The sequence below is a fragment of the Isoptericola sp. NPDC056605 genome, assembly GCF_042792795.1.
GTDB lineage: Bacteria > Actinomycetota > Actinomycetes > Actinomycetales > Cellulomonadaceae > Isoptericola.
This window is the reverse complement of the sequence record NZ_JBHTVT010000002.1, coordinates 190,519-204,085: the sequence shown is the minus strand read 5'-3', so window position 1 is coordinate 204,085 and position 13,567 is coordinate 190,519. Positions and strand designations below refer to the sequence as shown.

Sequence of the window (13,567 nt, the reverse complement as noted above, 5' to 3'; positions counted from 1 at the left end):
GCGCCCCCCCGCCCCCCCCCCCGGGCGGGTTCGGCGGGGCCCCCCGGTGCTGGTCCGGCCCCGGTCTACACAAACTACCTCGGCGCGGAGGGGACTACCTCGCCGCGGATCGAGCTACCTCGCCGTGAGCGGTCAGCGCACGCCGACGACGTCCACGACGAAGACGAGCGTCGCGCCGCCGGGGATGCCGGCCTGCGGCACGCCGCGCTGGCCGTAGCCGTGCTCGGACGGGATGGACAGCAGCACGCGGTCGCCCACGTTGCGGCCGACCAGGCCCTTGTCCCAGCCGCCGATGACCGCGCCGACGCCGATCGGGAAGTCGATGGTCTGGCCGCGGTCGTAGGAGTTGTCGAACACGCCGCCGGCCCAGGTCTGGCCCAGGTAGTTGACGACGATGGTGCGGCCGGCGTCGACCACCGGGCCGGTGCCCTCCTCGAGTACCTGCACCTGCAGGCCGGCGGGGGCGTCGCCCTCGGGGAACGTGATCTCGGGCTTGTCGCCGAAGCCGCCGGTGGCGGTGGGGAGCGTGGTCACAGGGGTACCTCGTCTTCGTCGTCGTGCAGAGTCGGGGTGCAGAGGCCGCCGGGCACCGGCCCGGCGGAGCTGCGCCGTCCAGCCTACGCGGCGGACGGGACCGGGCACCCGGCGACGTCGCGCAGCGCCGCGAGCGCGGCCTGCACCGGCGGGGTGTCGGCGACGGCGTCCTGCACCAGGGCGTAGATGGACCGCACCGGCACCGGCCGTACCACGGGCACCGCCACCGTCCCGGCCGCGGGGCGCGCGGAGCCGAGCGCAGGCAGCACGGTGATCCCGATGCCGGCGGCGACGAACGCGAGGGCGGTCGGGTAGTCGTGCGCCTCGACCGCGAACGCCGGGCTGAACCCGGCGGCACGGCACGCCTCGAGCAGGTTGCGGCGGCACCAGCCGCGCGCGAAGTCGTTGTCGATCCACCGGTCGCCGACCAGCTCGGCGAGCTCGATCTCGTCGCGCCCGGCCAACGGGTGGTCCTGGCGGACGACGGCGACGTACGGGTCGTCGAGCAGGTGGTGCGCCGTCGTCCCGGCGGCGGGCCGGAAGTCCGTCTGCGCGACGGCGAGCTGGAGGTCGGCGCGCTTCGACGGGTCGGTGGGGATCTCCTCCGTCAGCTCGAGGTCGAGCCGCACCCCGGGGAACCCGGTGCTGAGCGCGCTGACGACGGCCGGCAGCCATGCCGCCCCGACGGAGGCGAAGTAGGCGAGGGACAGGCTGCCCGAGCGCCCGGAGCGCAGGTCGGCCACGAACGTCTCCACCTCACCCAGCCGGGCGAGCAGCCCGTCCGCCTGGGCGGCGAGCGCCTGGCCCGCCGCGGTGGGGCGCACGCCGCGCCCGTGCCGGGCGAGCAGCTGCAGCCCGGTCTCACGCTGGAGCGCGGCGACGTGCTGGCTGACCGCGGACGGCGTGTACCCGAGGTTGGCGGCCGCCGCGGCGACCGAGCCGCTGGCGACGACGGAGCGGAAGACGCGGAGCCGGTGGACGTCGAGCATGCTCGCGACGATACAGCGACACTGAAGCATTCGGTAGATATCTGAACTGGTGCTCACGGAAAGTTCCAGGGCATCATCGACCGCATGGCCCAGACCGCCGCCGGCACCGCGCCCGCCACCACCGCCCCCGCCCGGTCTCTCGGGGTCGGCCCGCTCACCGTGGCCGCGATGGCCGTGACCGTGGTCCTGTGGGCGTCGGCGTTCGTGGGCGTGCGCGCCGTCGGCCACGACCTCGACGCCGGGGCGCTCACTCTCGGCCGGGTCGCCGTCGGGTCCGCCGCCCTCACCGTCATCCTGGCCGTGGCCCGCGCCCGGCGCCGCACCCCCGTGCGCCTCCCGCGCGGCCGCGTGCTGGTGCTCGTGCTCGCCTGGGGGGTGGCCTGGTTCGGCGCGTACAACCTGACCCTCAACGCGGCCGAGCAGCACCTCGACGCGGGCACCACCGCGCTGCTGGTCAACATCGCGCCGATGCTCGTCGCCGTCCTCGCCGGCTTCCTGCTGCGGGAGGGCTTCCCGCGTCGCCTCCTCGTGGGCATCGCCGTCGCGTTCGGCGGCGTGGTCGTCATCGCCGTCGCCACGACGTCCGGCCGGTTCGACGCCGCGGGCGTGGCCCTGGGCCTCGCCTCGGCCGTCCTGTACGCCGGCGCGGCGACCCTGCAGAAGCGCCTGCTCCCCCAGCTCGACGCGCTCACCATGACCTGGCTGGGCTGCCTGGCGGGCACCGTCGCGGCGCTGCCGTTCCTGCCCGCGCTCGTGTCGCAGGCCGCCGTCGCGCCGGCGTCGTCCCTGCTCGGGGTCGTCTACCTGGGCGTCTTCCCGACCGCGATCGCCTTCACCACCTGGGGATACGCCCTGGCCCGCGTCAGCGCCGGTCGTGCCGCGGCGTCCACGTACGCCGTCCCGCCGCTCGTCGTGCTGATGTCCTGGGCGCTGCTCGACGAGGTGCCCGCTCCCGTCGTGCTGCTCGGCGGGGTGCTGGCCCTGGCGGGCGTCGCCGTGGCGACCCTCCCCCGCCGACCTGTCAGGGCGACGCGCACCGATACGTGAACCGGGCCCCGACAACCCTCCGGCCCGTGGAGCCGTCAGAGCCACGTGCAGGTGTCCGTGCACCTCGGCCCGACAGGTCGCGGGTCAGAGGGCGGAGGCCTTCGCCTCCAGCACGCCGCGCTCGCGGGCGTTGCCGCACAAGCGCGCGGCGAGCTCCAGCTCGCCCCGCGCCTCGTCGTTCCGCCCGAGGCGGGCGAGCAGCTCGCCGCGCACGGACGGCAGCAGGTACGACCCGGACAGCACCTCACGGGCGACGAGGTCGTCCACGACGGCGAGCCCGGCAGCCGGGCCCGACGCCATCGCCACCGCGACCGCGCCGTTGAGCTCGACGACGGGCGACGGCGCCACACGGTTCAACGCCTCGTAGAGCACCACGATCCGGTCCCAGTCCGTCTCGGGCACCGACCGGGCCGTGTCGTGCTGCTCCGCGATGGCGGCCTGCAGCCCGTACGGCCCCAGCCCGCGCCCGACGGCGACGGCCCGGGCCAGGGCGTCGCGCCCGCGCCGGATCGCGGACCGGTCCCAGCGGCGCCGGTCCTGGTCCTCCAGCAGCACGGGCTCGCCGTCCGGCCCGGTGCGCGCGGGGAACCGCGCCGCGGTGAGCTCGAGCAGGGCGAGCAGCCCGAACGTCTCCGGCTCGGGGGCGAGCCGCGTCAGCACGCGCGCGAGGCGCACCGCCTCGTACGCCAGGTCCGGCCGCATCCAGTCGTCGCCGCCCGACGCCGTCGACCCCTCCGAGAAGATGAGGTAGACGACGTTCAGCACGGAACCGAGCCGCTCCGCGCGGTCCTCGGCGGCCGGCACCTCGAACGGCACCCGCGCGGCCGTCAGCGTCTTCTTCGCCCGGGTGATGCGCGCCTGCACGGTGGGCACGGGGACGAGGAAGGCGCGCGCGATCTCCTCGCTGCTCAGGCCGGCCACCACGCGCAGGGTGAGCGCGACCCGCGCCTCCTTGGACAGCACCGGGTGGCAGGCCACGAACAGCAGCGCGAGACGGTCGTCCTCGATCTTGTCCGGGTCCCACAGCAGGTCGTCGGCGGGCTCGGGGACGGAGCCCGGCCCGCCCGTGACGGCGCCGCCCTCGCCGAGGTCGCGGGCCAGCGCCGCGTACCGTTCGTCCCGCCCGGAGCGGCGCCGGAACGCGTCGATCGCGCGACGCCGCCCGGTCGCGAGCAGCCACGCCACCGGGTCGCGCGGGACGCCGTCGCGCGGCCAGGCGACCAGCGCCTCCGCCAGCGCCTCCGACGCGACGTCCTCCGCGAGCGCGAAGTCGTTCGTGTACCGCGCGAGCGCGCCGACGATGCGGCTGGACTCGATGCGCCAGACCGCCTCGACGACGCGCCGGGAGGCCGCGCCGTCGTCGGCGCGGCCTCCGTCGGGAGCGCTCGGGGTCACTGCGCCTGCTCGGCCCGCTGGGCCTGCTCCTCGCGCCACCCCTGCTCCTTCTGGATCCACTCGTCGTCCTGCGGGAAGTCCTCGGGGCCGTTGACCCGGCGCACCTCGAGCTTGGTCCCGGGCCCGCCCAGCGGCGCCCGCTTGGCCCACTCGATCGCCTCCTCCTTGGTGGCGACGTCGACGATCCAGAAGCCGTTGAACAGCTCCTTGGTCTCGCCGTAGGGGCCGTCCGTGACGACGGGCGTGTCGGTGGAGAAGTCGACGACGGCGCCCTCGGACGCGTCGGACAGCCCCTCGCCCGCGGCGAGCACGCCGGCGTTCATCATCGACTCGTTGTAGCGGCCCATCGCCGCGATGACCTCGGTGAAGTCCATCTGCTCGAACTGAGCCTGGCCCTCGTCGGTCCCCCGCATGATCAGCATGTACTTGGCCATCGTCCTGCTCCCTGTCGTGATCGCGGTCACCCTCGTGGCGACCTTCTCATCCCCAGGTCGAACGGGGAACCGCGAGATCGACATCGCCCCAGAAGTTTCTTCGAGGAGCCTCTTGCGATCGCTGGCTAACGGTATTAGCTTTGTGGCTATGGACATGACCACAACACCGGACGTCCGGTACCTCACCCGCCCCGAGGGGCGGATCGCCTACACCGACGCGGGCAGCGGCCCGCTCGTCGTCGCCGTCCCCGGGATGGGCGACCTCCGCTCCACCTACGACGACCTCGTCCCCGCTCTCGTCGCCGCCGGCCACCGGGTGGTCGTCGCGGACCTGCGCGGCCACGGCGACTCCGACACCACCTTCACCACGCACGGCGACATCGCCACCGGGACCGACCTCGTCGCGCTCGTCGAGCACCTGGACGCCGGGCCGGCGGTGCTGGTCGGCAGCTCCATGGGCGGGTCCGCCGCCGTGTGGGCCGCCGCCGAGCGGCCCGAGCTCGTGCGGGCCCTGGTGCTGGTGGCCCCGCACCTGCGGGAGGTCGCCTCCCCGGGGGCGCTGCGCACCTACCGCCTGCTCTACCGCGTGCTGTTCCGTCGCCCGTGGGGCGCCGCGGCGTGGGCGTGGCTCTACACCTCGATGTTCGCCAAGGGCCGCCGCTCGCCCGGGCACGCGCAGCACGTCGCGGAGATCCGGCGCAGCATGGCCGACCCGGCGCACCTCCGGTCGTTCCGCGACCTGGCCGTCGCGCTCGACCACTCCGTCATCGAGCCGCTGGTCCCCTCGGTCGAGGCGCCGTCGCTCGTCGTCGTCGGCGAGCTCGACCCCGACTACAAGGACGCCGGAGCCGAGCTCGCCCGCATGCGCGACGCGCTCGGCGGCCAGGAGCTCCTGGTGCCCGGCGTGGGCCACTACCCGCAGCACCAGGCACCCGAGGTCGTCACCCCGGCCGTCCTGGAGTTCGTCGCCGGCCTGCCCGTCACCCGGCACGACGACGAGCGCGACGGCGCCGACGAGCGGGGTGCCCGTGCCTAGGGCGGGCCTGTCCCGCGACGCCGTCGTGCGCATCGCGCTCGAGCAGGTGGACGCCGGCGGGCCCACCGGGCTCGCCGACCTCACCCTCGCGAAGGTCGCCGCCTCCGCCGGGGTCGCCACCCCGAGCCTCTACAAGCACGTGGGGTCGCTCGCGGCGCTGCGCCGGGAGGTCGCGCTGGTCGCCCTCGAGGAGCTGACGACGACGAGCGCGGCAGCGACGGTCGGCCGGGCCGGCCCCGACGCCCTGCGCGCCCTCGCCCGCGCGTGGCGGGACTACGCCCTCGCGCACCCCGGCCGGTACGCCGCCGTCCAGCTCGCGCCGGATCCCGACGCCCCCGAGGACGCCGGGCACCGGACCGCGGCGGCGCGCGTCGTCGCGCTGGTCGGAGCGGTGCTGCACGGCTTCGGCCTCCCCGACGACCGCACGATCGACGCCGTCCGCGTGGTGCGCGCCGGGGTGCACGGCTTCGTGGTCCTCGAGCTCGGCGGCGGGTTCCGCCTGCCCGAGGACCTCGACCGCAGCTTCGACGCCCTGGTCGACATGCTCGTCGCCGGGGTCGCCGCCCTCGCCGACGCACCGTCGTCATCCGCACCGAAGGAGCAGTCATGACCCGCACGACGTCCTCCCCCGCCGCCCGCACGACGGCGTCCGACCCGGCTCTCGCCCCGGCGCGCACCGCTCGGGTCGTGGCCTGGACGGCGACCGGCGCCGTCGCGGCGGGCGTGCTCCTGCTGCTCTTCCCCGTGCTCCGACCGTGGCCCGACGAGTCCGTGCCGAGCCTCGCGCTCGCCCAGGCGTTCGCCTCCGACCGGTGGGTGCTGGCGCACCTGTGCGGGATCGCAGGGCTCGGCCTGCTCGCGCCGACGTTCCTCGGCCTGCGGGCGCTGCTGCGCGCGGGGTCGGCCCCGGGGTCCGCCCCGGGTGCCCGCGCCGCCACCGCCGCCGTCGCGACCGCCTGGGCCGGGGCCGCGCTCAGCTCCCTCTACTTCGGTGCCGAGATCTTCGGCATCCGCACGATCGCGCAGGCCGCGCTGCGCACGGACGACCCGGCGCTGCTCGCCGACGTCGAGGTGCTGCGGCTCCAGCCCGCGGCGATGACGCTCTTCGGCGTCGGCCTGGCCCTCGTCGCGGCGGCCGGCGTGCTCGCGGCCGTCGCGCTGTGGCGCGGCGGTGGTCGGCCGCGCTGGGCCGGCGTCCCGCTGGCCGCCGGGCTGCTGCTCTACCTGCCGCAGTTCTTCGGCACCCCGGCGGTGCGCGTCGGGCACGGCGTCCTCGTCGCCGCCGGGCTGCTGCTGGTCGCGTGGGCGGTGCGGCGCGGCACGGCGCCGGGCACGACGACGGCCGGCCACCCCGCAGGGTGACCGGCCGTCGGACCTCGACCGTCAGAGGCCTACCGGAGGCGAGCCGGAGCGTCAGTCGCCGCTCTGGAAGATCGCCAGCAGGCGCAGGAACTCCAGGTACAGCCACACCAGGGTGACGATCAGCCCGAAGGCCGCGGTCCAGGCGAACTGCGCCGGGACACCCTGCTCGACACCGCGCTTGATCGAGTCGAAGTCGACGATCAGCGACGCGGCGGCCAGGCCGACCGCGACGAGGCCGACGATGATGCCGAGCGCGCCGCCCCGCATGCCCCAGCCGTCGAGGACCCCGGTCCAGGTCAGGACGACGTTGACGAGCGAGAAGACGAGGTAGCCCACCATGGCGATGAGCAGCCAGCGGGTGAACTTCGGGGTGACCCGCACCTTGCCGGACTTGAACAGGAACAGTGCGGCAGCGAACGTGGCCAGGGTCGCCACGACGGCCTGCAGCACGATGCCGGAGAGCGGGGCGCCGGAGCTGCCGACCGCGATCGACGCGAAGGCGATCGAGATGCCGCCCAGGAAGACGCCCTCGGCGACCGTGTAGGCCACGATCAGCGCGGGGCTGGGCTTCTTCTTGAAGGCGTTCACCAGGCCCAGCACGAGGCCGGCGATCATGCCGATCGGCCACAGGTTCGGGGCGAAGTTCCACGTCGCGGCCGCCACCACGATCAGCAGCGCGAGGAGGCCGCCGGTCTTGATGATGACGTCGTCGTAGGTGAGGCGCTTGGTGTCGGCCGTGGTGGCGGACGGCGCCTGGTACATGGCGTCGAGGCTCGCGGCGTCGGCGGTCTGCGCACCGGCGGTGCCCGCACCGTAGGCGACCTGCCCGTACTGCGGCTGGGCCGTGGCGGTGCCGCCCCGGCGAGCCCCGGTACGGCGCGGCTCGCCGAAGACGTTGCTGCTCGAGAAGACGGGGTTGGTCATGTACTCCTCCTGGTCGCGGCTGCCGGGTGCCCGACGACGGGTCGTCGCGCGCGCAGTGCCGGGTCGCTGGCCGTGCAATCCATCGTAGTGAACGCGCGGCGTTCCTCAGACGTTCCCAGGTCGGCGAGCTTTCCGAGGACGCCGCGCGCGCTCCGACGTCTCCTCGCCGAGGAACGCGTCGTCGGGCCGCGCGGCGACCAGCACGGCGCGCACCCGCTCCTCGACCGCGAGGTCGGCCTCGGTCACTCGGGCGGCAGCTCGGACGGCAGCTCGGACGGCAGCTCGGACGGCAGCTCGGACGGCAGCTCGGACGGGATGGCCGCATCATGCCCTGTCCGCCCGGATCACCCGCTCCCTGCCCGTGACGCGGCGATGACCAGCACGTAGGCTCGGGAAGGACCCGTGATCCCGCGACGACGGCACCCGAGATGACCTCCAGGGGCGACATGATCGAAGCACACGGCCTGACCAAGAGATACGGACCCAAGCTCGCGGTGGACGACGTGACGTTCACCGTGCGGCCCGGCACGGTCACGGGCTTCCTCGGCCCGAACGGGGCCGGCAAGTCCACCACGATGCGGATGATCATGGGCCTGGACCGCCCGACGGCCGGACGGGTCACGGTGAACGGCAGCCCGTACGCGCAGCACGCCCGGCCGCTGGCCGAGGTGGGCGCGCTGCTGGAGGCCAAGGCGGTGCACCCCGGCCGCACGGCGCGCCAGCACCTGCAGGCGCTGGCCGCCACGCACGCGATCGCGCCGGCGCGGGTGGACGAGGTGGTCGAGCTCACCGGCCTGACGGCGGTCGCGCGCAAGCGCGTGGGCGGCTTCTCCCTCGGCATGGGGCAGCGGCTCGGCATCGCGGTCGCGCTGCTGGGCGACCCGCGCACCCTCATCCTCGACGAGCCCGTCAACGGCCTCGACCCCGAGGGCGTGCTGTGGGTGCGCAACCTCGCGCGCTTCCTGGCGGGCGAGGGCCGCACGGTCTTCCTGTCCAGCCACCTCATGAGCGAGGTGGCGCTCACCGCCGACCACGTCATCGTGATCGGGCGGGGGCGGATCCTCGCGGACATGCCGGTGCAGCAGCTGGTCGACGGTGCCTCCCGCCGGCTCGTGCGGGTGCGCTCGCCGCAGGCCGCCGACCTCGCCGACGTCCTGCGGCGCGAGGGCGGCGACGTCGCCCCGGCCGAGGACGGCGTCCTCGAGGTCACCGGCGTCGAGGCGGCCCGGGTGGGCGAGCTCGCCGCCGCGGGCGGCGTCGTCCTGCACGAGCTGACCCCCGTGTCCTCCACCCTCGAGGAGGCCTACCTGGAGCTCACCGCCGACTCGGTCGAGTACCAGGCCGAGGCCCTGGACGGCGCCGCCCCGGCGCCGGGCGCCGAGACCGGCGCGACGACGGACGGAGCGCCCCGATGACCGCCACCGCACCCACCCGCGAGGCCGCGCCGGCCGTCGTCGTGCAGCGGGTGACGTTCGGCCGCGTGCTGCGCGGCGAGTGGATCAAGTTCCGCACCCTGCGCTCCACGGTGTGGACCGTGGTGATCACGGCCGTCGTCATGGTGGGGCTGGCGCTCATGATGGCCGCGATCGTGCGCACGATGGTCGACACCCCCGAGATGGCCGAGGGCATGTCGCAGGACCCGGGGCTCCAGGCGATCGGCCTCACCGGCACGACGATCGTGTCGTTCGGCTACTCGTTCGGCGCGCTCGCCGTGGGCGTGCTGGCGTCGCTGATCGTCACCAGCGAGTACTCCACCGGCACGGTGCGCTCGACGTTCGCCGCCGTGCCCCGCCGCCTGCCCGTGCTGTGGGGCAAGCTGGTCGTCATCGTGCTCGCCACCGCCGTCGTGGTGGCCCTCGCCCTGGTGATCGCGTACGTCGCCACGGCGCCCCTGCTCGAGGACGCCGGGATGAGCGTGGACCTGTCCGACTCCGAGCAGGTGCGGGCGTTGGCCGGCTGCGTGCTCTACCTCGCCACCGTGGCCGCGTTCTCGCTCGCCGTGGGCACGCTGATGCGCCACAGCGCGGGCGCGATCTTCACGATCGTCGCGATCTTCTTCGTGGTGCCGCTCATCTTCAGCATCGTCGTGCAGGCGTCCGACGCCGCGTGGACGGACTGGGTGAACAAGCTGCTGCCCAGCGTGGCCGGCGAGCGGATCATCTCCCGCGGCGCCGAGACGGACGCCCTGCTCGACCCGTGGGCCGGCTACGCCGTCCTCGTCGGGTACACCGTGGTGCTGCTCGTCGCCGCGGCGATCACGCTCAAGCGCCGCGACGCCTGACCCGCGCTCGTCGTGAGCGTGATCGTGGCCCTGGGTCACGACCGGAACAGGGCCACGATCACGCTCACCCCCACGGAGCGCGGTCAGGCGGGGTCGGTACCCGCCTGACGGCGGGCGACGGCAGCGGCCTCCTCGGCCGCCTCCGCCTTCTCCGCGGCGCGCGCCGCGGCCCGCTCGGCCTTCTCCGCCCGGCGCACGACGCGCGAGTCGCGCTTCGTGTGCCGGCGCTCCTTGCGGCGCTCGATGAGCTCGTAGAGCACGGGCACCACGAACAGCGTGAGCAGCGTCGAGGAGATGAGCCCGCCGATGACCACCAGCGCCAGCGGCTGGCTGATGAACGACCCGCCGCCGGTGAGGCCGATCGCCATCGGCGTCAGCGCGAAGATCGTCGCCAGCGCCGTCATGACGATGGGGCGCAGACGCTTGCGGGCGCCCTCGCGCACGGCCTCCTCCAGCGACCGGGGGTGCCCGTGCGCCGGGTCCCGGTACTGGTTGATGAGGTCGATGAGCACGATCGCGTTCGACACCACGATGCCGACGAGCATCAGCACGCCGATGAGCGCCGGGACGCCCAGCGGGGTGTCGGTGGCGAGCAGCGCCAGCAGCGCGCCGGTGGCGGAGAACGGCACCGACACCAGCAGGATCAGCGGCTGCACCAGCGACCCGAAGGTCGCGACCATCACCAGGTAGACGATGGCGATCGCGGCGACCAGCGCCAGCCCGAGGTCGGCGAACGCGTCCGCCTGGTCGGAGGCGACGCCGCCGATCTCGACGGTCGCCCCCGCGGGGAGGTCGAGGTCGTCGGTCGCGGCCGTGATGTCCGCGGTGAGCGTGCCGACGTCCTGCGTCTCGGGCGTCACCGACACGGTCGCGGACCGCGCGCCGTCGGTGCGGGAGATCGACGTGGGCACGTCCACCTTCTCGACGGTCGCGACGTCGGTGAGCGGCACCATGCCTGCGGCGGTGGGGACCTCGAGGTCCTCGATCTCGCCCTGCGTGGCCGGGGCGTCGCCGGTCTTCACGACCACGTCGGTGGGCCCGTCGCCCAGGTCGACCTCGCCCACGGTCTGCTCGGGCCCCATGGCCGCCGAGACGATCCCGGAGACCTGGGTCTCGGTCAGCCCCGCCTCGGCCGCCTTCTCGCGGTCGACGGACACCTGCACGACCTGCTGCGCGGCGGCGAGGTCGTTGGTCACCTCGGCCACGCCGTCCAGGCCCGACACCGCGTCGGTGACCTGCTGCGCCGCGGCGTCCAGGTCGTCGCTGTCGTTCGCCTGCACGACGAGGTCCACGGTGCTGGAGCCGAAGCCGGAGTCCCCGCCGGAGACGCTGACCCCGGTGGTGACGCCGGTCTCGGCCAGCGGCTCGACGGCGTCGCGGATCTCGGTCTGCGCCTCGACGCCGTCGGCGTCGGGGTCGAGCGTGATCGCGAACGTGGCCTGCGGCGCGGAGCCACCGCCCATGAACGCGGCCATCGCGGCGTCGCCCGACCCGACGGTGGTCTGCACGCTCTCGACCGCGTCGACGTCGGCCAGGGCGTCCTCGACCTCGGTGGCCGCGGCGTCCTGCGCCTCGAGCGACGCGCCGGTCTCGAACGACTGCGTCACCGTGACGGTGTCCTGGCCGGAGTCGCCGATGAAGTTGGTCTCCAGGCGCGGCACCAGCGCGAGCGTGCCGCCGAGGACGGCGACCGCGACCACGAGCGTGACCCACGGGTGGCGCAGCGCGGCGCCGAGGCTCGGCACGTACGCGCGCTGCCACAGGCCGCGGCGCTCCTTGGCCTCGGCGGCCTCGCGGACACGCTCCGCCTCGGCGGGGTCCGTGGCGACGGCGGGCGCCTTGACGAACCAGTACGCCAGCACGGGCACGATCGTCAGGGCCACGACCAGCGACGCGAGCATCGCGATCGCGACGGTCATCGCGAACGGCCGGAACAGCTCGCCCACCATGCCGCCGACCAGCGCGATCGGCAGGAAGACGGCGACCGTGCTGATGGTCGACGCGGTGATGGCGCCGCCCACCTCGCGCACGGCGGTGAGGATCGCCGCCTTCTTGTCCTCGCCGTACGACAGGTGTCTCTTGATGTTCTCGATGACCACGATGGCGTCGTCGACGACGCGGCCGATCGAGATGGTCAGGGCGCCCAGCGTGAGGATGTTCAGGGTGTACCCGGTGGCGTTCATGACCACGAAGGTCACGGCCAGCGACAGCGGGATCGACACCGCGGACACGAGCGTGGAGCGCAGGGAGACCAGGAACACGAGGATGACGATCACGGCGAACAGCAGGCCGAGGCCGCCCTCGGTGGCGAGGCCCTCGATCGACTCCTCGATGAACGGCGCCTGGTCGAACACGACGGCGGTGGTGACCCCGGCGGCCTCGAGCTCGGGCCGCAGGTCGTCCATCGCGTCCTGGACGGCGTGGGAGACGTCGACGGTGTTGCCGTCGGGCGTCTTGGTGATGGCGACGCCCAGCGAGGACTCGCCGTCGAGCCGGGAGTGCGACGTCGCCTCGACCGGCACGACCTGCACGGTGGCCACGTCGGCGAGCGTCACGGGCTCGGGGGCGGCCGGGGTCTGCGGGGTGGTGGCGCCCTCGGCGCCCTGCGCGGGGTCCTGCGCGGGGTCCTGCGCAGAGCCGTCGGCCGCGGGCGGGGCGCCCGTGCCGTCGCCGACCTCGCCCGTGGTGCCGCCGGTCGCGTCGCCCGCGCCCGTCGTCGCGCCCGCCGCCGGGTCCGGCACGAGCGGGAGCGCCTTGAGCTCCTTGACGCTGTCGATGCTGGAGCCGGCCTGGACGGAGTAGGTGACGTCGTCGTCGGTGATGGTGCCGGCGGGCAGCACGACGCCGTTGTCCTTGAGCACGTCGGCGACGTCCTGCGTCGTCAGGCCGGCCGCCGCGAGCTTCTTCGTCTTGACGTCGACCAGCACCTGGTCGGTCTCGCCGCCGGTGACGGCGACCGAGCGGACGCCGTCCAGGTCCTCCAGCGCGGGCACGACGACGGAGTCGACGGTGTCCGCGAGCGCCGCGGCGTCCACGTCCTCGCCCGAGTCCTGGCTGCCGGCCGCCGCCAGCTGGATGACCGGCAGGTCGTCGAGCGAGCCGGTGACGACCTGCGGCTCGACGTCCTCGGGGAGCTGGGACTGGACGCGGGTGACGGCGGTCTGGAGCCGCTGGGTCGCCGCGTCCATGTCGGTGCCGTACTCGAACTGCACGGTGGTGACCGAGCTGCCGGTGGACGCCGTCGAGCCGATGGACTCGATGCCCTCGACGGACTGCGCGGCGGCCTCGAGCGGCTCGGTGACGCGCTGCTCGACCACCTCCGGCGACGCGCCCGGGTAGGTCGCGACGACCGCGCCCGCCGGGAGCTCCAGGGACGGGATGAGCTCCTGCTTGAGGGAGCCCAGGCTCATCGCCCCGAAGACGAAGATCGCGATCGTCGCCAGGGCGACGACGGCGCGGTTCGCCAGGGACAGGCGGGCAAGTCGGAACACGCTCACTCCAGACGGGCGGTCGGCAGGGGGGCACGACTCCGCTGTCGTGACGCTTGGGCTGAACGGACGATACG

General features: G+C 74.4%; 13 protein-coding genes. 6 read left to right on the top strand and 7 right to left on the bottom strand.

Annotated features, from left to right (window positions below; genetic code table 11):
* Positions 1-132: 132 nt before the first annotated feature.
* Together ACFQ8Y_RS03745 and ACFQ8Y_RS03740 are read right to left on the bottom strand one after the other, a co-directional pair.
* A complete protein-coding gene (locus ACFQ8Y_RS03745) occupies positions 133-534 on the bottom strand; it encodes an FKBP-type peptidyl-prolyl cis-trans isomerase (RefSeq protein WP_430548858.1) in 402 nt (133 codons plus the stop codon).
* A gap of 83 nt (positions 535-617) precedes the next feature.
* A complete protein-coding gene (locus ACFQ8Y_RS03740; RefSeq protein WP_430562360.1) occupies positions 618-1,523 on the bottom strand; it encodes a LysR family transcriptional regulator in 906 nt (301 codons plus the stop codon).
* Between the two features lie 84 nt (positions 1,524-1,607).
* On the opposite strand from ACFQ8Y_RS03740, the gene ACFQ8Y_RS03735 reads away from it, so the two are divergent.
* Positions 1,608-2,570, top strand: a complete 963-nt coding sequence (locus ACFQ8Y_RS03735; protein ID WP_430562361.1) for a DMT family transporter — start codon at positions 1,608-1,610, stop codon at positions 2,568-2,570.
* An 84-nt stretch (positions 2,571-2,654) separates the two neighbouring features.
* Here ACFQ8Y_RS03735 and ACFQ8Y_RS03730 read toward each other — a convergent pair whose 3' ends face one another.
* Positions 2,655-3,965 carry an RNA polymerase sigma factor gene (locus ACFQ8Y_RS03730; RefSeq protein ID WP_430548855.1) on the bottom strand — a complete coding sequence of 437 codons (1,311 nt, stop codon included), beginning with the start codon at positions 3,963-3,965 and terminating at the stop codon, positions 2,655-2,657.
* Positions 3,962-4,399, bottom strand: a complete 438-nt coding sequence (locus tag ACFQ8Y_RS03725; RefSeq protein WP_430548854.1) for a YciI family protein — start codon at positions 4,397-4,399, stop codon at positions 3,962-3,964. The genes ACFQ8Y_RS03730 and ACFQ8Y_RS03725 overlap by 4 nt, the downstream gene beginning before the upstream one ends.
* A 154-nt stretch (positions 4,400-4,553) precedes the next feature.
* On the opposite strand from ACFQ8Y_RS03725, the gene ACFQ8Y_RS03720 reads away from it, so the two are divergent.
* From ACFQ8Y_RS03720 to ACFQ8Y_RS03710, 3 genes are read left to right on the top strand one after another with little or no spacing between them, the layout of a single operon-like run.
* Positions 4,554-5,435, top strand: a complete 882-nt coding sequence (locus ACFQ8Y_RS03720) for an alpha/beta fold hydrolase (protein WP_430584653.1) — start codon at positions 4,554-4,556, stop codon at positions 5,433-5,435.
* Positions 5,422-6,045: a TetR/AcrR family transcriptional regulator gene (locus ACFQ8Y_RS03715; protein ID WP_430584652.1), complete on the top strand. Its 624-nt coding sequence runs from the start codon at positions 5,422-5,424 to the stop codon at positions 6,043-6,045. Before ACFQ8Y_RS03720 ends, ACFQ8Y_RS03715 begins: the two co-directional genes overlap by 14 nt.
* Positions 6,042-6,797, top strand: coding sequence for a hypothetical protein (locus ACFQ8Y_RS03710; RefSeq protein WP_430584651.1), 756 nt, complete (start codon positions 6,042-6,044; stop codon positions 6,795-6,797). Before ACFQ8Y_RS03715 ends, ACFQ8Y_RS03710 begins: the two co-directional genes overlap by 4 nt.
* A gap of 51 nt (positions 6,798-6,848) precedes the next feature.
* Here ACFQ8Y_RS03710 and ACFQ8Y_RS03705 read toward each other — a convergent pair whose 3' ends face one another.
* Entirely contained in the window at positions 6,849-7,721 is an 873-nt protein-coding gene (locus tag ACFQ8Y_RS03705; RefSeq protein WP_430548850.1) for a Bax inhibitor-1/YccA family protein, read from the bottom strand.
* A gap of 105 nt (positions 7,722-7,826) precedes the next feature.
* A complete protein-coding gene (locus ACFQ8Y_RS03700; protein ID WP_430584650.1) occupies positions 7,827-7,967 on the bottom strand; it encodes a hypothetical protein in 141 nt (46 codons plus the stop codon).
* A gap of 200 nt (positions 7,968-8,167) precedes the next feature.
* Here ACFQ8Y_RS03700 and ACFQ8Y_RS03695 point away from each other — a divergent pair, with 200 nt between their 5' ends.
* Both ACFQ8Y_RS03695 and ACFQ8Y_RS03690 read left to right on the top strand, forming a co-directional pair.
* On the top strand, positions 8,168-9,136 hold the full coding sequence (locus ACFQ8Y_RS03695) for an ABC transporter ATP-binding protein (protein ID WP_430548848.1): 969 nt from the start codon (positions 8,168-8,170) through the stop codon (positions 9,134-9,136).
* Positions 9,133-10,002 carry an ABC transporter permease subunit gene (locus tag ACFQ8Y_RS03690; protein WP_430584649.1) on the top strand — a complete coding sequence of 290 codons (870 nt, stop codon included), beginning with the start codon at positions 9,133-9,135 and terminating at the stop codon, positions 10,000-10,002. Before ACFQ8Y_RS03695 ends, ACFQ8Y_RS03690 begins: the two co-directional genes overlap by 4 nt.
* Before the next feature lie 83 nt (positions 10,003-10,085).
* On the opposite strand, the gene ACFQ8Y_RS03685 is transcribed toward ACFQ8Y_RS03690, so the two are convergent.
* Positions 10,086-13,493, bottom strand: a complete 3,408-nt coding sequence (locus ACFQ8Y_RS03685; protein ID WP_430584648.1) for an efflux RND transporter permease subunit — start codon at positions 13,491-13,493, stop codon at positions 10,086-10,088.
* Positions 13,494-13,567 lie beyond the last annotated feature (74 nt).